Origin of the sequence: Sphingomonas abietis, from assembly GCF_027625475.1 — a bacterium.
Lineage (GTDB): Bacteria > Pseudomonadota > Alphaproteobacteria > Sphingomonadales > Sphingomonadaceae > Solisphingomonas > Solisphingomonas abietis.
This window is the reverse complement of the sequence record NZ_CP115174.1, coordinates 460562-477440: the sequence shown is the minus strand read 5'-3', so window position 1 is coordinate 477440 and position 16879 is coordinate 460562. Positions and strand designations below refer to the sequence as shown.

The following is a 16879-nucleotide window of genomic DNA, read 5'->3' as shown; positions in this document are numbered from 1 at the left end:
TCGTATGGGACTCCCCCTTGCCGTCACCGCGCGTATCGGCGCCTACACCGTCAAGCAGCACATCAAGGGCGGCAAATATCCGCTGGTCCTGATGCTCGAACCGCTGCTGCGCTGTAACCTCGCCTGCCCCGGCTGCGGCAAGATCGATTATCCCGATCCCATCCTCAACCAGCGGCTGAGCTACCAGCAGTGCATGGACGCGATCGAGGAATGCGGCGCGCCGGCGGTGTCGATCGCGGGCGGCGAGCCCCTGCTCCACCGCGAGATGCCCAAGATCGTCGAGGGCTATCTCGAGCGCAAGAAGCTGGTGATCCTGTGCACCAACGCGCTGCTGCTCAAGAAGAAGATCGACGACTATAAGCCGCATAAGTTCTTCACCTGGTCGATCCATCTCGATGGCGACAAGGCGATGCACGATCATGCCGTCGACCAGAAGGGCACCTACGACGTCGCCGTTGAGGCGATCGAGCTGGCCAAGGCCAAGGGCTTCCGCGTCCAGGTCAACTGCACCGTGTTCGACGGTGCCGATCCCGCGCGCCTCGCCGCCTTCTTCGACGAGATGAAGCGGCTCGACGTCGAGATCACGCTGTCGCCCGGCTATGCCTATGAGCGCGCATCGGACAAGGAGCATTTCCTCAGCCGCGAGAAGACCAAGAATTTCTTCCGCGACGTCTTCTCGCGCGGCGACAACGCCAAGGCGTGGACCTTCACCAACTCGCCGCTGTTCCTCGATTTCCTCGCCGGCAACCAGAGCTACCAGTGCACGCCCTGGTCGATGCCGCTGCGCACCGTGTTCGGCTGGCAGAAGCCCTGCTATCTCGTCGGCGAAGGCTATGTGAAGAGCTTCGCCGAGCTGATGGAAGGCACCGAATGGGATCAGTTCGGCGTCGGCAAGTACGAAAAATGCTCGGACTGCATGGTCCATTGCGGCTTCGAGGGCACCGCCGCCACCGATGCGATCCGCCACCCGCTCAAGATGATGTCGGTCGGCCGCAAGGGCATCCGCACGTCCGGCCCGATGGCCAAGGACATCGACCTCAGCACGGCCCGGCCGGCCGAGGACGTCTTCTCAAGCCATGTCGAGCGGGAGCTGGCGCTGATCGCCAAGAACAAACCCGGCGCCAGCAAGCATGTCGTAACCGCGGACTAGGCGCCGCATCGCCCGGCCGGCGTCGAGCCCGACGCCGATCAGGGCGGGCAATTGCCACGGGCGGCTCAGGATCGCGAGCAACACCGCACCGATCCTGACGCCGCCGTCCGGCGCCATCGCCACCTGCGCGGCGCGCGGCAGGGTGCGGTGGGCGCTATCCGAGATCACCCGCGCCACCGCGAAGGGCAGGCCGTGGCGGCGCGCGACGGCGGCGGCGATATGGCTTTCCATGTCGCAGGCGAGCGCGCGCTCCGAGAAATGATATTGCTCCTTCTGCGCGGCGGTCACGACCATCGCGCCATCGGCATGGATGCGGCCGACCACCGCCCCGGGCAGGATCTTGGCGATCCGGCTGATCCAGTCCCGCGAGCCATCCTTGCGCGCGACGGGCTTGATCCCGGCCGGCTGGAGATCCGCCGCCTGGAGGCGATCCTTCGGCCGCGACGAGCCCGCGCCGACGCTCCATTCGCGCCGCTCCATGCCGATCGGCGACAGCGTGCCGACCACCCAGTCGCCGACGTTGAGCAGCGGCGCCAGCGCGCCGGCGAGGCCCATCGACAGGATCGCGGTGGCACCGGCGGCGACGCCGGCTTCCAGTTCCGCCTCGAGCCGGGCGGCGTCGGTGCCGGCGGTCACCACGGTGACGCCGTCGCGGGCGAGCGCCTTCGCCTCGCGCTTCATGCCGGTCGCGATCAGGATCATCACATGCCGTATTCTACGCGCCGCGCATTGCCGCGCTTGAGGTTCCGATAGCGGGCGAGCGCCCATAGCGGGAAGTATTTCGGATAGCCGTGGTAGCGCAAGTAGAACACACGGGGAAAACCACCCCCGCTATAATGCTCCTGCCCCCAGAGGCCGTCTTCGGCCTGGTGGCGCTCCAGCCAGGCGATGCCGCGCACCACCGCCGGATGATCGACCTCGCCCGCCGCCATCAGCCCGAGCAGCGCCCATGCCGTCTGCGAGGCGATCGAGGGTGCCGGCTGGTGGGCCTTGCGATCGAGCGCATAGCTGTCGCAGCTCTCGCCCCAGCCGCCGTCGCTGTTCTGGATGGAGATCAGCCAGCGCACCGCGCGGCGGATCATGCCGTTGGCCGGGTCGATGCCCGCCGCGTTGAGCGCGCACAGCACCGACCAGGTGCCGTAGATATAGTTGACGCCCCAGCGCCCCCACCAGCTGCCCTCGGCATGCTGGTCGCGCTTCAGCCAGTCGAGCGCGGCGACCATGCGCGGGCTGTCGAGCGGCTCGCCGACCTGCGCCAGCATCGAGACCACCCGCGCCGTCACGTCGGCGGTCGGCGGATCGAGCAGCGCGCCGTGATCGGCGAAGGGGATGTCGTTCAGGTAGAAATGGGTGTTGTCGGCATCGAACGCCGCATAGCCGCCATCGGCGCTCTGCAATCCGAGATTCCACTCGACGCCGCGCGCGATCGCCGCGTCGTAGCGATCGCCGAGCTTGGGGCGGGCGCGATCCATCGCCATCACCACCACCGCGGTGTCGTCGAGATCGGGATAATGGTCGTTGCCATATTGGAACGCCCAGCCGCCGGGGCGGACATCGGGCTTCTGCTCGGCCCAGTCGCCCTTCACGTCGAGGATCTGGCGCGGTTTCAGCCAGTCGAGCCCGCGTTCGGCGGCCGCCTCGTCGCCGGCCTCCAGCATGGCATGGGCGGCCAGCGCCGTATCCCACACCGGCGAGACGCAGGGCTGGCAATAGACGTCGCCGTCCTCGCGATGGACCAGCAATTTCTCGATCGCCTCGCGGGCCAGCGCGCGTTCGGGATGGGCGGGGCCATGGCCCAGCGCATCGTACATCATCACCGAATTGGCGATCGCCGGATAGATCGCGCCGAGCCCGTCGGTGCCGTTGATCCGCTCGCCGACGAAATCGACGCAGGCCTGGATCGCCTTGGCGCGCAACGCCTTCGGCCACATCCACCGCCCGCGCTTGAGCAGCGTGTCGAGCGCGCCGAAGCCGGTCTCCCACGCCCATTTGCCCGGCAGCGCGCGCTTGAGGACGTGGCGGCCCGGCGTGTAGAGTTCGTCGACCAGCACGCCGCGCGGATTCTTCGCGACCGGGCGGAGCGCCGCCAGCACCAGCAACGGCACGATCACCGTCCGCGCCCAGTAGGACATGCGGCTGAGGTTGATCGGGAAGCCCTTGGGCGCGAGCATCAGCTCGACCGGCATCTCCGGGATGGCGCTCCACTTGCCGGCGCCGAACAGCGCCAGCTGGATGCGGGTGAAGACATTGGCCGCGCCCGCGCCGCCGCGCTTGAGGAGTTCGGCCCGTGCCCGCGCCATGTGCGGCGCATCGATATCGTCGCCGATCATCTTCAGCGCATAATAGGCCTTCACCGTCGCCGAGACGTCGAAGGCGCCGTCATGATAGAGCGGCCAGCCGCCATGCGTGCCCTGAATACGGCGGAGATAGCGACCGATCGCCGCTTCCAGCGCCAGATCGTCCGGTTCGCCGAGATAATGGCGCAGCAGGATGTATTCGGCGGGGATGGTGGCATCCGCCTCCAGCTCGAACACCCAATGGCCGTCGGGCTGCTGGGCCCGTGCGAGGGCCTCCGTCGCGCGGCCGATCGCGGCATCGATGCCATCGAGGGGGTCGGTCGCGATGTCTTCCACTTCGAGCACTAACCTATGGTTCCCTGTTCACCAACGCGGCGGCCGTCCTCCCCGATCGGATCGCGCCTTCGATGGTGGCCGGTAGCCCGGTTTTCGTCCAGTCGCCAGCCAGGAACAGATTGTCGCACGCCGTTCGCGCCTCGGGTCGTCGCTTTTCCTGATCCGGTGTGGCCGAAAAAGTCGCGCGTTTTTCGGTGACTAGCTGCCATTTCGGCAGTTCGGGCGGGAGATTGTGGACCGCCGCGACATCCTTCCACAGCAGCTGCGCGACCGCCTCGCGATCCTGTTCGGCGAGCGCGTCGGCGGCGCTGACCGTCACCGAGAGGCGATCGGGAAAGGCGAACACCCACTCCGCGGTGCCGCCGATGACGCCGGTGATCGGGGCGGCGCCGGCCGGCGGAGTCGCGAGGAAATGGGCGTTGACGATGGCGTGGTGGCGATCCGGCACGGTGAGGCCGGGGAGCAGATCGGCCGCGACCCAGGCCGGCACCGCCAGGATCACCGGCTCGCCCGGCGCCATCGCCACGCGCCCGTCGGCGAAGTCGAGCGCGACGATCCGGTCACCTGCCTGCTCCAGCGCGCGCAGGCGGCGGCCGAGGCGGATCGTCGCGCCCCGCGCCTCCAGCCAGGCGATCGCGGGATCGACGAAGGCGGCGGCGAGCGTCGGCTCGGCGATCAGCGGGCGGCAGGCATGGCCGCCCTTGGCCAGCGTCTCGCGCACGATCGCGCCGGCGAGCATGGCCGAGCCCTGCGCCGCCGGCGTGTTGAGCGCCGAGACCAGGAAATTGTCGAGCAGCCGCTCCCACAAGGCACCTGCCGGCCGCACCAGCTGCCCGATGCGCTGGTCGGCCGTCGCCCCCATCAACCGGGCCAGCGCCCAGTAATCGAGCGGCCTGGTGCCCGGCACGCGGCGATGTCTGGCGAACAGCCACCACGGCAGCGGCCCGGCATTGGGCCGCAATTCCCAGCGCTGCCCGTCCCGGACATCCATGAACGGAAAGCGCGCCTCGGCCGGCCCGGCCAGCCGGTCGCTCGCGCCGATGGTCGCGAGATAGTCGCGCACCGCATGATTGCCCGAGAGGACGAGATGGTTGCCATTGTCGATGGTGAGGCCGAGCTGCGGATCGCGATAGGAGCGGCACCGTCCCCCCGCCTGCCGCGCCGCCTCGCTCAGCGTGACCGCATAGCCGGCCTCGGTCAGTGCGATCGCCGCGGACAGCCCGGCGAGGCCGGCACCGATCACCTGTGCCGTCTTGGCCCCCTGCGTCACCGCGAGAGCCTGAGCCTCACCAGCGTCCACGCCAGTGCCAGCCGATTGTGGCGGACGCGCGTGCGGGGCGGAGTCCAGCCGACACGCTGCATCCGGCGGAGCAGGCTCGAATAGGCCGCCGCCATCAGCTTGGGCGCGATCAGGTGCCCGCTCGGCCGCGACCGCAGGATATCCTGTGCCTGGCCGAAATGCCGCAGCGCCTGGTCCGCCAGCAGCCGGGCGGCGCCGTCGATCCGTCGATCGCCGATCACCTGATCGATATCGCCGACCGCGATGCCCTGCGCCTCGATCGCCTCGAGCGGCAGATAGACGCGGCCGATGCCGGCATCCTCGTCGATATCGCGCAGGATATTGGTGAGCTGCAGGGCCCGGCCGAGATGGTGAGAGAGCGCGATCCCCTGCGCCTCGTCCATGCCGAAGATCCGCACCGAAAGCCGGCCGACCGCGCTCGCCACCCGATCGCAATAGAGATCGAGGATCGCCGCCGTCGGCCAGCGGATATCGCCCGCGACGTCCATCGCCATGCCGTCGATCACCGCCTCGAAATCCTCGCGCAGCAGGCCGAACCGGCGGACATGGGGCGCCAGCATCGCGGCGACGCCCGGATCGCCGCCGCCATAGAGGCTGTCGAGATCGGCACGCCAGCGATCGAGCTGGGCGGCGCGGGTGGCACGATCGCCCCGCTGATCGTCGGCGATATCGTCGACGATGCGGCAGAAATCATAGACCGCGTACATGGCGTGGCGCTCGGCGCGCGGCAGCACCTTCATCCCCGCGTAGAAGGACGAGCCGGAAGCGGCGGGCGCGTTCATGCCCGGACGAACCGGCCGAGCGCGGCACCGGAGGCGAGCAGCAGCGCCTCCGCCTTGCCGTGATGGACGCGCTCGCTGAGCGGATCGCGGCGACGCAGGCGCGCGGCGAGGCTGACCGCCAGGCGCTGGATGACAGCGACCTCGACACCCAGCCGCCGATCGCGGATCTGGCGCGCGAACGGCGCGGCATCGGCGAGCAGATGCTGGGTCCGCTCGGCACAGGCCGCGATCACCTGGCGCAGCGCCGGGGAGGCCTGTGCATCGGCCAGCTCGGCCGTGCGCGCGCCGGTCGAGGCCAGCAGATCCTGCGGCAGATAGACGCGATCCAGCTCGCGATAATCCTTGGCGCAATCCTGGAGATGGTTGATCACCTGCAAGGCGGCGCACAGCGCATCATTGGCCGGCCACAGCGCGCGATCCTCGCCATGCACATCGAGCACGAAGCGGCCGACCGGGCAGGCCGAGTAACGGCAATAGTCGATCAGCTCGTCCCAATTGCCATAGCGCAATTTGGTGACGTCGCGGCGGAAGGCCTCCAGCAAATCGAGCGCATGGACCGGATCGAGCCTGCGCTCCGCCATCACCTGCCGCAGCGCCACCGCCGAGGGCTCGGCCATGCTCTCGCCGGTGATGCCCTGCCGCATCGCCTCGAGCCGTTCCAATTTCTCGTCGGGGGTGGCGGTCAGATGGTCGGCGATATCGTCGGCCAGCCGCGCGAAGCGGTAGAAGGCCATGATCGGCGCACGGAAGGCCGGCGCCACCAGCTTCGAGGCGACCGGAAAATTCTCGTCCTTGTGGCCCTTGCCCGAGGCCATCTCCTCGGCAATCGCAGTCGCGCTCACATTCATTGTATCCGGGCCTGCGCCCGCCCCTTCCACATGCCCCCACGCCCCTGCTTGTGCTGCCAGGCCGAGAGGAAAGTCGCGGCGGCGTAAACCATGCCGATCGCGGGCAGCGCAAGCCCCCACAAGGGCGAACGACGATAGAAGCGCAGCATCGGCTGGAAACACACCGCCATCGCCGCCCATGCCAGCGCCCCCGCCAGCCGCGCGCCACCGCCCGCGAACAGCGCCAGCAGCGGCGGCGCGACATAGACGATCAGCATCCCCACGAGCGTCGCCGCCAGCATCCACGGCGAATAGCCGAGCTGGGCATAGGCCGATCGGCTGATCATCGCGATGATCTCGCTCCAGCCGCCATAAGGCCGCAGGCTGACCGAGCGACGGGTGAGCGAGAGGCGGATCGGACCCTGTCGTTTCATCGTCTCACCCATCGCGCAATCGTCGATGATCGCATCGGCGATGACGGCGATGCCGCCGGCCTTAGCCAGTGCCGCCCGGTCGATCAGCATGCAGCCGCCCGCCGCCGCCGCCATCCGCGCACCGGGCCGGTTCACCAGCCGGAACGGATAGAGCATCTGGAAGAACAGCACGAAGGCCGGGATCAGTGCCTTTTCGGCGAGGCTGTCGCAGCGCAGCTCGGCCATCAGCGAGTTGAGCACCAGCCCTTCGGCTTCGCTGCGCGCGACCAGCGAACGCAGCGTATCGGGCGCATGGGCGATGTCGGCGTCGGTACACCATAGATAATGCGGCGCGGTGCCCGCCCGTTCGATGCCGTTGCGCATCGCCCAGAGCTTGCCGGTCCAGCCGGCGGGCAGCGGCGTGCCGGCGATGACGGTGAGGCGATCCGATCCCGCCGCCACTGCCGCCTCGCGGGCGAGCGCGGCGGTGCCGTCGCTGCTGCCGTCATCGACCAGCACGATATGGAAATCGCCCGGATAATCCTGCGCGACGAGGCTGGCGACGGCGCGGCCGATCACCTCCGCCTCGTCCCGCGCGGGCACCACCGCGACGACGGCCGGCCAGGCGGCGGGCGCCGGCCCCATGCCCTCGTCGGTCTCGCGGGCCAGCCAGAACTGGTCGCGGAAGCCGAGCAGGCCGATCCAGATCAGCAGCGAGAGCAGCGCGAGTCCGATCATCCGATCATCCCCTGCGCGCGGAACCAGCCGAGCGCGTCGGCGACCGCGTGCTGCCACGGCCGCGCCGCATAGCCGAGCTCCGCCTTCGCCCGATCGGAGGCGAAGAACATCCGGTATTTCGCCATCTTCAGCGCATCGCGGGTCAACATCGGCTCGCGCCCGGTCAGCCGCGCCCAGCCTTCGGAGACCAGCGCCAGCGGCATCAGCGGGGCGCGCGGCAGGCTGATCGTCGGCGGCTTGCGGCCGACCGAACGCGCCACCTCGGCAAGCAGCGCCTCCAGCATCACGTCCTCGCCGCCGAGAATGTAGCGACGGCCGGCCACGCCCTTGTCCAGCGCCAGCACATGCCCGCGCGCGACGTCGTCGACATGGACGATGTTGAGCCCGGTATCGACGAAGGCGGGGATCTTGCCGGTCGCCGCCTCCACCAGGATGCGCCCGGTCGGCGTCGGGCGGACGTCGCGCGGGCCGATCGGCGTCGACGGATTGACGATCACCGCGGGCAACCCCTGTTCCGCCACCATCTGCTCGACCAGCCGCTCGGCGACCACCTTGGAGCGCTTATAGGCGCCGATCGCGGTCTGCTCGGTCAGCGGCCGGTCCTCGCCCGCCGCGCCGCCGGGCAGCGGTGCGATGGTGGCGACGCTGCTGGTGTAGACGATGCGGCGCACCCCGGCGGCGAGCGCCGCCTCCATCACGATCCGGGTGCCCTCGCGGTTGTGGCGGACGATCTCCTCCGGGTCGGGCGCCCACAGCCGATAGTCGGCGGCGACATGGGCGAGCGCATCGCAGCCCGCGAGCGCGGCCGCCATCGACGCCGCATCGAGCATGTCGCCACGCGCGATCTCGCCGGGAAAGTCGGTCAGGTTGGTCGCCGGGCTGGTCGCGCGGGCGAGGCCGCGCACCCGCCAGCCATCGGCGGCAAACGCCTTGGCTACGGCGGCTCCCACGAAGCCCGACACGCCGGTTATCAGGATCGTCCCGCCCATCGGGCTGGCTTCTAGGCGCGGAGGACGCCATTTGGAAAGCGTTGTTGCCACAATATGACGCGGCTTTAAGGAAACGGAGTGCCCGGCTTCATCCCCGACATCCTAACGACGATCGCGATGATCGGTTGTGCCTACACAGTGACGGGTGCCGTATTGGCGGGGCGCTGGCGCGCGCCGCCGCCGCCCCGCCGCGATGCGCGGGCGTGGCCATCGATCACCATGCTCAAGCCGCTCTACGGGCCCGAACCCGATCTGGCGGCCAAGCTGAACGGCTTCCTCGATCAGGATTATCCCGGCGCGATCGCGATGCTGTGCGGCGTCGCCGATCCGGCCGATCCGGCGCTGGCGTCGGTGCCGGCGCGCGCCGTCCGCATGGTCTCCGCCGCACGGCACGGATCGAACGCCAAGGTCTCCAACCTCGTCAACATGAGCGGCGCGGCCGATGGCGACATCCTGATCCTCAGCGACAGCGACATGATCGTGCCGCGCGATTATGCCAGCCGGGTCGTCGCGGCGCTCGAGGCGCCCGGCGTCGGCGCGGTGACCCTGCCCTATGCCGGGCTCGGCGAGACCGGCGGCTGGTCGCGGATGGCGGCGGCGGGTATCAGCTGGGGCTTCCTGCCGGGCGTGATGGTGGGTCTCGCGACCGGCATGGCCAAGCCCTGCATGGGCTCGACCATCGCGCTGCGCCGCGAAACCCTCGATGCGATCGGCGGTTTCGCCCGATTCGGCGATCTCCTCGCCGACGATCATGCGATCGGCGCGGCGGTGCGCGAACAGGGGCTTTCCGTCGCGGTGCCGCCGCTGATCGTCACCCATGGCTGCACCGAGACCGGCCTTCGCGCGCTCGTCGCCCACGAACTGCGCTGGAACGCCACTGTCCGGATGCTCGATCCGGCGGGCTATGCCGGCAGCCTCGTTACCCATCCCCTCGCCTGGGCGCTGATCGCATGGATCGCCGGGGCCGGTGGGTGGGTGCTGGCGGCGGCGATCGCCTGCCGCCTCATTCTTGCCGCGCGAATCGATTATGTCGTCGGCCGCCGCACCGCGCCTTTGTGGTGGCTGCCGGCGCGCGACCTGTTGTCATTCGGCATCGCTGTCGCCGCCTTCTTCACGCGACGTGTTGATTGGCGCGGCGCACGGTTACATATGGCGGACGACGGCCGGATGACGGCCGAGACGGAGACTCACTGATGACGTTGCGCACCCTTTTCATGCAGGGCCCCTCCTTCGACGGATACGATGGCGGAGCCGGTGCGCGCTATCAGATGAAGCGCGAGGTCAAGAGCTTCTGGTATCCGACCTGGATCGCCCAGCCCGCCGCGATGATCGAGGGCTCGCGCCTGATCGACGCGCCGGCGCAGGAACAGAGCTGGGACGACATCAAGCATGAGGTGGATGACAAGGATCTCATCATCCTCCACACCTCGACGCCGAGCTTCAACCAGGATGTGCGCACCGCCGAACTGGTCAAGCAGCGCAACCCCAAGGCGCTGGTCGGCATGGTCGGCGCCAAGGTGATGATCGAGGACGAGGCCAGCTTGAAGGCCACCGCCGCGCTCGATTTCGTCTGCCGCGAGGAATATGACTTCACCTGCGTCGAGCTGGCTGCGGGTCGCCCGCTCGCCGAGATCGACGGCATCACCTGGCGCAGCGCCGACGGCACGATCGTCCGCAACAAGGACCGCGCGCAGATCGAGGACATGGACACGCTGCCGATGGTCTCGCCGATCTACCGGCGCGACCTCGACCTGACCAAATATTATGGCGGCTATCAGCGCCACCCCTATGTCAGCTTCTACACCGGGCGCGGCTGCAAGAGCCGCTGCACCTTCTGCCTGTGGCCGCAGACGATCGGCGGGCATCGCTACCGCCACCGCACCGTCGCCAAGGTGATCGAGGAGGTCCAGTACGTCCTCAAGGAGATGCCGGAGATCAAGGAGATCTTCTTCGACGACGACACGCTGGCCGACGCGCACGACTTCGTCGTCGAGCTGTCGGGCGAGCTGGCCAAGCTCGGCTTCGGCAAGAAGGGCTTCGACGTCACCTGGGGCTGCAACGCCAAGGCCAATGTGCCGCAGCCGGTGCTCAAGGCGATGAAGGAAGGCGGCTGCCGCGTCCTGCTCGTCGGCTATGAGAGCGGCGACCAGAAGATCCTGCACAACATCAAGAAGGGCCTGCGGGTCGATGTCGCCCGCCAGTTCACCAAGGATGCGCACGCGCTCGGCCTGACGATCCACGGCACCTTCATCCTCGGCCTCCCCGGCGAGACGCTGGAGACGATCGAGGAGACGATCAAATATGCGATCGAGCTCAACCCGCACACCATCCAGGTGTCGCTGGCGGCGCCCTATCCGGGCACCTTCCTGTACAACCAGGCGGTCGAGAACAAGTGGTTCGACGGCAGCGACCATCTGCTGACCGACGGCGGCACCCAGATCGCGCAGCTGAGCTATCCGCATCTGCCGTCCACGGTGATCTTCGACAAGGTGGAGGAGTTCTACAAGCGCTTCTACTTCCGCCCGCGCAAGATCGGTTCGATCGTCGGCGAGATGATGCGCGACTGGGACATGATGAAGCGCCGCCTGCGCGAAGGCGTCGAGTTCTTCTCCTTCCTGCACAACCGCAAGAAGGCTGCGTGATCGTCCCATCCTCCCCCGGAGGGGGAGGGGAACCGCCGGCGCAGCCGGTGGTGGAGGGGTAGTCGCCGCATGCTCCACGGCCCGAAGGACACGCAGACGAAAGCCCGCGCGCTGCGGGCAGGCATGAGCCTACCGGAGGTCAAGCTCTGGCAGGCGCTGCGGGCGAGGCCGGCGGGGTTGAAGTTCCGTCGGCAGCATCCGGCAGGGCCCTATGTCCTAGATTTCTTCTGTGCGGGCCGGCGATTGGCCGTCGAGGTCGATGGCGAAGCGCATAACCGGGGCGACCGGCCGGCGCGCGACGCATGCCGCGACGCATGGCTGGCCGCGCAAGGAGTCGTGATCGTGCGTATCAGTGCCACCGAACTGCTCGCAGACGTGGACGCGGTCGTCCGCCATATCGTCGAGGCCGCATCCAGCCTTCCACCCCTCCACCATGCTGCGCATGGTCCCCCTCCCCTTGCAGGGGACGATATATGACCAACCTCATCATCACCGCCGATGATTTCGGCGCGTCGATCGCCGTCAACGAGGGGATCGAGGCCGCGCACCGCACCGGCATCCTCACCGCCGCCAGCCTGATGGTGGCGGGCGAGGCGGCCGAAGATGCGCTGATCCGCGCGCGGCACATGCCGACCCTCGGCGTCGGCCTCCATCTCGTGCTGGTCGAGGGGCGGCCAGCGCTGCCGGCGAGCCAGGTGCCCGACCTGGTCGATGCCAGCGGCCATTTCCGCACCAACATGGCGCTGGCCGGCGCAGCCATGTTCTTCCGTCCCGCTGTCCGCCGCCAGCTCGCCGCCGAGATCGAGGCGCAGTTCGCCGCCTTCCACGCGACCGGGCTGCGGCTCGATCACGTCAACGCGCACAAGCATTTCCATCTCCACCCGACGATCGCCGGGCTGATCCTGAAGATCGGCGCCCGCTACGGGCTGACCGCGGCACGCGCGCCGGTCGAGCCGGTGGCATTGCTGGCCGCGATCGAGCCGGTGCCGCAGACCATCGCCGGCCGCATCGCGGCGCCCTATGCGCGCGGCGTCGCGCGGCGGTTCCGCGCCGCCGGGCTGCTCGTCCCCGATCGGGTGCTCGGCCTCGCCTGGTCGGGCCACATGACCCCGCAGCGGGTCCGTGGCCTGATCGAGCGCCTGCCGCCGGGGCTGACCGAACTCTATCTTCACCCCGCGACCGACGATCATTATCCGGGCTCCGCGCCCGGCTACCAATATCGCGCCGAACTGGCCGCTCTGGTCGATCCGACGGTGCGGGACGCGATCGTGCAACGGAATGTCACGCTCGGCAGTTTCCAGGCTTTCGGCCGGAAAGGAGCGATCGCGGCATGAGCATGATGGAAAAGATCGAAGCGCCGGCACCCGGCCCCCGCGAGCCGGTCAAGCTCGGCTCCGAGGCCCATCTCCGGCTGATGTGCCGGATGCTGCTGGATACCCACGATCCCTATCGCCCGGCGCTGATCGAGTGGCCGGTGCTGGAGGAGGAGCCGCGCGCAAAGATCGTCTCGCTGCCGATCTGGGACATGGCGGTGCAGACCGAGGGCCGCACCGGCCTGTTCGTGAAGACCTTCGGCGAGACGCTGACCGACCCGCTGCTCAAGGCGGCGGTGGACATGGATGCCTTCGAGGAGAGCCGCCACAAGGTGGTGCTCGCCGACATGGTGAAGGCCTATGGCATCGCATTGGAGCCCGAGCCCGATTATCCCCGCCCGAAGGATCCCGAATGGGCATTCATGCGATCCGGCTATTCGGAGTGCATCGACAGCTTCTTCGGCTTCGGCCTGTTCAAGGTCGCCAAGGATACCGGCTTCTTCCCGCCCGCGCTGATCGACACGTTCGAGCCGGTGATGCGCGAGGAGGGCCGCCACATCCTGTTCTTCGTCAACTGGGTGGCGTGGCGGCGGCGCACCATGCCGTGGTGGCGCCGGCCCTGGTTCGAGGCCAAGGTGATCGCGGTGTGGGCATTCCTGATCTGGGAACGGATCGACATGGCCAAGGGCATGGGCAGCAACACCAAGGCGCAGGAGAACAACTTCACGCTCAACGGCTCCAAGGAGCTGGGCGTCGAGCTGGGTTTCGGCGAACTGGCCGCGATCTGCCTGGCCGAGAATGACCGCCGCCTCGCGCCCTACGACAAAAGGCTCATCCGTCCGCGCTTTGTGCCGGGCGCGATCCGGCTTATCAGCCGCTTCATGAGAAAGCCGAAACCCGTCACGACATGAAGACCAACATCCGCTGGCCGATCGCGCTGGCCACCATCGTCGGGCTGGCCGCCGCGATCTGGGCGATCGGCCGCATCGGGCTGTCCGGGCTGGTCGATGCCGCGATGCGGCTCGGGCCGGGCGGCTTCCTGCTGTTCTGCGTCGCCAGCCTGGGACTGACTTTGGTGCTGGGCGCGGCCTGGCTGGTCTCGATGCCGGGGCAGCCGCTGCGCCGGATCGGGCTATTCTCCTTCGCCCGGCTGGCCCGCGAGGGCGCCAACGACCTGCTGCCGTTCAGCCAGGTCGGCGGGCTGGTGGTCGGCGCGCGGGCGCTGACCGGCATGGGCCTGCCCAAGGCGCGGACCTATGCGGCGATGGTGGTCGATCTCTCGACCGAAATGGCCAGCCAGATCGCCTTCACCCTGTTCGGCCTGATCGTGCTCGGATCCTTGCTGCTCGAGGGCAACCGCCACCATGTCGCGCCGCTGGCGTGGATCGGCGGCGGGCTGATGCTGGCGACCACCGCCGCCTTCATCTTTCTCCAGCGGCCGATGCTCAAGCTGGCGGTAGCGCTGGCCGGCAAGGTGCTGCCCGACGGCGCCTCGGTCTCGCTCGATCGGCTGCGCGTCGAGCTCGACGACATCTACCGCCGCCGCAGCGCGGTCGCTTTGTCCTTCCTGTTCAACCTCGCCGGCTGGATCGTGGCGGCGGCGCTCGCCGCGCTGGCGCTCCGGCTGATGGGCCAGCCGCTGCCGCTGTGGCGGGTGGCGGCGCTCGAAAGCCTGATCTTCGCGATCCGCGGCGCCGCCTTCCTCATCCCCGGCGCGATCGGCGTGCAGGAGGCGGCCTATCTGCTGCTGGCGCAGGCGGTCGGCCTCGATCCGCAGGTCGCGGTGGCGCTGTCGCTGGTCAAGCGCGCGCGCGATGTGGTGCTGGGCGTGCCCGCGCTGCTGATCTGGCAGGGGCTGGAGATGCGCCCGCGCAAGGCCGCCGCCAGCCATTGACGCCGTTCGTCAAATGGTCATGTTTCTCCGCTATCTGACGACGCACAGGCTGACCGGGGGGTATCATGGCCACGATGTACGAAGGGGCACGCGCTCTGTTGAGGGAGCCGCGCCGGCGCGATCATTATAATGCCGACATGCGGCTGTGGATGCGCATGATGCTGTGGGCCACGCGCAACTGCCATCGTTGATCGCGCGGCCCGGAACCGAGAATCCACCACCGTTCGTCCCGAGCGCAATCGAGGGACATGCTGCGGGCGCTTGGTTTGTGGCACGTACCTCGACTGCGCTCGGCACGAACGGAGTCCGGTACGCATTCTGAAAACGCGGTCCTCTGACACGCCGACAGGCCGGGCGCTCGGCCCGGCCTGTCCGTCATCCGCCTGCCTCCGTGGTCAGAAGGCTTCGGCGGGCAACGCCATCAGCGAGCGCTTGCCCGACTTGATCGCGAGGAACATCGCCGTCGCCTGCGGCAGGATGCGATCGAAGAAGAAGGAGGCGGTGGCGATCTTGGCCTTGTAGAAGCCCTCGTCGTCGCCGGCGCCGGCCGCCAGCTTCGTCGACGCGATCTTCGCCGCCTTGAGGAAGGTGTAGCCGATGCCGACCAGCCCCATCAGGCGCAGATAGTCGGTGGCGGCGGCGCCCGCCTCCTCGGGATCCTTCATGCCCTTCTGCGCGATCGTCGCGGTCGACAGCTGGAGCGCGCCGAACGCCTGCTGGAGGCCGCCGGTGAACGCCTTCAGCGCCTTGTCCTGCTCGCCCGCCATATCCTCGCAGAGATTGGAGACGGCGTGGAAGAAGGGGCGGAGGTTGGCGCCCATCCGGTCCGGCAGCTTGCGCCCGACCAGATCGAGCGCCTGCACGCCGTTGGTGCCCTCGTAGATCTGGGCGATGCGGGCATCGCGGACGAACTGCTCGACGCCATGCTCGCGGATATAGCCGTGGCCGCCATAGGTCTGCACGGCGAGGTTGGCGGCCTCGGAACCGAAATCGGTGAACAACGCCTTCACCACCGGGGTCATCAGCGCGACGAAATCGGTGGCGCGGCGCTTCACCTCGGGATCGTCGCTATGCTTCTCGGCGTCGAGCGCGCGCGAGCACCATTGGCCGAGCGCGCGGCAGCCTTCGGCATAGGCGCGCATCGTCATCAGCATCCGCCGCACGTCCGGGTGGACGATGATCGGATCGGCCGGGCCGTCCGGATTCTTGACGCCGGACAGCGAACGCCCCTGCAGCCGCTCCTTGGCGTAGGCGACGGCCGACTGGTAGGCGATCTCGTTGATGCCGAGGCCCTGCACGCCGACCGAGACGCGCTCGGTGTTCATCATCGTGAACATCGCGGCCATGCCCTTGCCGGGCTGGCCGACGATCCAGCCGGTCGCATCGTCGAAGTTGATCTGGCAGGTGGCCGAGGCCTTCAGCCCCATCTTGTGCTCGATACCAGCGACCGAGACGCCGTTGCGCGGGCCGATCGAACCGTCGGCGTTGGGCAGGAATTTGGGCACCAGGAACAGGCTGATCCCCTTCACCCCCTTGGGCGCATCCGGCAAGCGGGCGAGGACGAGGTGGATCACATTGTCGGTCAGGTCATGGTCGCCGGCCGAGATGAAGATCTTCGAGCCGGTGATCTTGTAGCTGCCGTCGGCCTGCGGATCGGCCTTGGTGCGCAGCAGGCCGAGATCGGTGCCGCAATGCGATTCGGTGAGGCACATCGTGCCCGACCATTCGGCGCTGACCATCTTGGGCAGATAGGCCTGCTTGAGCTCGTCGGAGGCATGGCCCTCGATCGCGGTGGTCGCGCCGTGGGTGAGGCCGGGATAGAGGCTGAACGACACGTTGGCCGCGCAGATCATCTCCTCGACCAGCTTGTTCACCGTCTCCGGCAGGCCCTGCCCGCCCCATGCGGGATCGGAGGCGAGCGACGCCCAGCCGCCCGCGCGGAAGCTGTCATAGGCCTGCTTGAAGCCCTTGGGGGTGCGGACCACGCCATTCTCGTAGGTGCAGCCTTCGAGATCGCCCGAGGCGTTCAGCGGCAGCAGCACGTCCTTGGCGACCTTGTTGGCCTCCTCCAGCACCGCGTCGAGCAGGTCGGGGGTGAACTCCTCGAACTTCTGGAGGCCGCCGAAGCCGTCATCCTCGAACAGCTCGTGGAGCACGAAGCGCATGTCGCGCAGCGGGGCGTCGTAGATTTGCATTGA

Annotated in this window: 15 protein-coding genes; 7 read left to right on the top strand and 8 right to left on the bottom strand. The window is 68.5% G+C overall.

Translation table 11 applies throughout. The annotated features are described in order from the left end of the window. The first annotated feature begins 4 nt into the window (after positions 1-4). Positions 5-1150, top strand: coding sequence for an adenosyl-hopene transferase HpnH (hpnH, locus tag PBT88_RS02355; protein WP_270077639.1), 1146 nt, complete (start codon positions 5-7; stop codon positions 1148-1150). Here the strand turns inward: hpnH and PBT88_RS02350 are convergent. From PBT88_RS02350 to hpnA, 7 genes are read right to left on the bottom strand one after another with little or no spacing between them, the layout of a single operon-like run. Then, on the bottom strand, positions 1070-1852 hold the full coding sequence (locus tag PBT88_RS02350) for a phosphorylase family protein (protein WP_270079149.1): 783 nt from the start codon (positions 1850-1852) through the stop codon (positions 1070-1072). The two genes, hpnH and PBT88_RS02350, sit on opposite strands and share 81 nt — an antisense overlap. Continuing rightward, entirely contained in the window at positions 1852-3792 is a 1941-nt protein-coding gene (gene shc / locus PBT88_RS02345; RefSeq protein WP_270077638.1) for a squalene--hopene cyclase, read from the bottom strand. The genes PBT88_RS02350 and shc overlap by 1 nt, the downstream gene beginning before the upstream one ends. Positions 3793-3796: 4 nt before the next feature. Further along, complete coding sequence (hpnE, locus tag PBT88_RS02340) at positions 3797-5053, bottom strand: hydroxysqualene dehydroxylase HpnE (RefSeq protein ID WP_270077637.1); 1257 nt, start codon at positions 5051-5053, stop codon at positions 3797-3799. After that, on the bottom strand, positions 5050-5865 hold the full coding sequence (gene hpnD, locus PBT88_RS02335) for a presqualene diphosphate synthase HpnD (RefSeq protein WP_270077636.1): 816 nt from the start codon (positions 5863-5865) through the stop codon (positions 5050-5052). Before hpnD ends, hpnE begins: the two co-directional genes overlap by 4 nt. Continuing rightward, positions 5862-6680 carry a squalene synthase HpnC gene (gene hpnC / locus PBT88_RS02330; protein ID WP_407696548.1) on the bottom strand — a complete coding sequence of 273 codons (819 nt, stop codon included), beginning with the start codon at positions 6678-6680 and terminating at the stop codon, positions 5862-5864. Before hpnC ends, hpnD begins: the two co-directional genes overlap by 4 nt. Positions 6681-6709: 29 nt before the next feature. Next, on the bottom strand, positions 6710-7843 hold the full coding sequence (locus tag PBT88_RS02325; protein WP_270077634.1) for a glycosyltransferase: 1134 nt from the start codon (positions 7841-7843) through the stop codon (positions 6710-6712). Continuing rightward, positions 7840-8832: a hopanoid-associated sugar epimerase gene (gene hpnA / locus PBT88_RS02320; RefSeq protein ID WP_270077633.1), complete on the bottom strand. Its 993-nt coding sequence runs from the start codon at positions 8830-8832 to the stop codon at positions 7840-7842. The genes PBT88_RS02325 and hpnA overlap by 4 nt, the downstream gene beginning before the upstream one ends. 78 nt (positions 8833-8910) lie before the next feature. On the opposite strand from hpnA, the gene hpnI reads away from it, so the two are divergent. From hpnI to PBT88_RS02290, 6 genes are all read left to right on the top strand, one after another. Beyond that, positions 8911-10026 (top strand): bacteriohopanetetrol glucosamine biosynthesis glycosyltransferase HpnI, encoded by a 1116-nt coding sequence (hpnI, locus tag PBT88_RS02315; RefSeq protein ID WP_270077632.1) that lies wholly within the window; start codon positions 8911-8913, stop codon positions 10024-10026. Beyond that, positions 10026-11474, top strand: a complete 1449-nt coding sequence (hpnJ, locus tag PBT88_RS02310) for a hopanoid biosynthesis associated radical SAM protein HpnJ (protein WP_270077631.1) — start codon at positions 10026-10028, stop codon at positions 11472-11474. Before hpnI ends, hpnJ begins: the two co-directional genes overlap by 1 nt. A 69-nt stretch (positions 11475-11543) precedes the next feature. Further along, a complete protein-coding gene (locus tag PBT88_RS02305; protein WP_270077630.1) occupies positions 11544-11951 on the top strand; it encodes an endonuclease domain-containing protein in 408 nt (135 codons plus the stop codon). Continuing rightward, entirely contained in the window at positions 11948-12808 is an 861-nt protein-coding gene (hpnK, locus tag PBT88_RS02300) for a hopanoid biosynthesis-associated protein HpnK (RefSeq protein WP_270077629.1), read from the top strand. The genes PBT88_RS02305 and hpnK overlap by 4 nt, the downstream gene beginning before the upstream one ends. Continuing rightward, entirely contained in the window at positions 12805-13698 is an 894-nt protein-coding gene (locus tag PBT88_RS02295) for a ferritin-like domain-containing protein (RefSeq protein ID WP_270077628.1), read from the top strand. The genes hpnK and PBT88_RS02295 overlap by 4 nt, the downstream gene beginning before the upstream one ends. After that, on the top strand, positions 13695-14681 hold the full coding sequence (locus PBT88_RS02290) for a lysylphosphatidylglycerol synthase domain-containing protein (RefSeq protein WP_270077627.1): 987 nt from the start codon (positions 13695-13697) through the stop codon (positions 14679-14681). The genes PBT88_RS02295 and PBT88_RS02290 overlap by 4 nt, the downstream gene beginning before the upstream one ends. 395 nt (positions 14682-15076) lie before the next feature. Here PBT88_RS02290 and PBT88_RS02285 read toward each other — a convergent pair whose 3' ends face one another. Then, on the bottom strand, positions 15077-16876 hold the full coding sequence (locus PBT88_RS02285; RefSeq protein ID WP_270077626.1) for an acyl-CoA dehydrogenase C-terminal domain-containing protein: 1800 nt from the start codon (positions 16874-16876) through the stop codon (positions 15077-15079). Positions 16877-16879: the final 3 nt, after the last annotated feature.

Coding starts and splice junctions, on each gene's coding strand:
- PBT88_RS02285 (WP_270077626.1), bottom strand. CDS start 16,876: ATGCAAATCTACGACGCCCCGCTGCGCGACATGCGCTTCGTGCTCCAC.
- hpnJ (WP_270077631.1), top strand. CDS start 10,026: ATGACGTTGCGCACCCTTTTCATGCAGGGCCCCTCCTTCGACGGATAC.
- PBT88_RS02295 (WP_270077628.1), top strand. CDS start 12,805: ATGAGCATGATGGAAAAGATCGAAGCGCCGGCACCCGGCCCCCGCGAG.
- PBT88_RS02350 (WP_270079149.1), bottom strand. CDS start 1,852: ATGATCCTGATCGCGACCGGCATGAAGCGCGAGGCGAAGGCGCTCGCC.
- hpnC (WP_407696548.1), bottom strand. CDS start 6,680: ATGGCCTCGGGCAAGGGCCACAAGGACGAGAATTTTCCGGTCGCCTCG.
- hpnK (WP_270077629.1), top strand. CDS start 11,948: ATGACCAACCTCATCATCACCGCCGATGATTTCGGCGCGTCGATCGCC.
- PBT88_RS02325 (WP_270077634.1), bottom strand. CDS start 7,843: ATGATCGGACTCGCGCTGCTCTCGCTGCTGATCTGGATCGGCCTGCTC.
- hpnD (WP_270077636.1), bottom strand. CDS start 5,865: ATGAACGCGCCCGCCGCTTCCGGCTCGTCCTTCTACGCGGGGATGAAG.
- hpnH (WP_270077639.1), top strand. CDS start 5: ATGGGACTCCCCCTTGCCGTCACCGCGCGTATCGGCGCCTACACCGTC.
- hpnA (WP_270077633.1), bottom strand. CDS start 8,832: ATGGGCGGGACGATCCTGATAACCGGCGTGTCGGGCTTCGTGGGAGCC.
- PBT88_RS02290 (WP_270077627.1), top strand. CDS start 13,695: ATGAAGACCAACATCCGCTGGCCGATCGCGCTGGCCACCATCGTCGGG.
- PBT88_RS02305 (WP_270077630.1), top strand. CDS start 11,544: ATGCTCCACGGCCCGAAGGACACGCAGACGAAAGCCCGCGCGCTGCGG.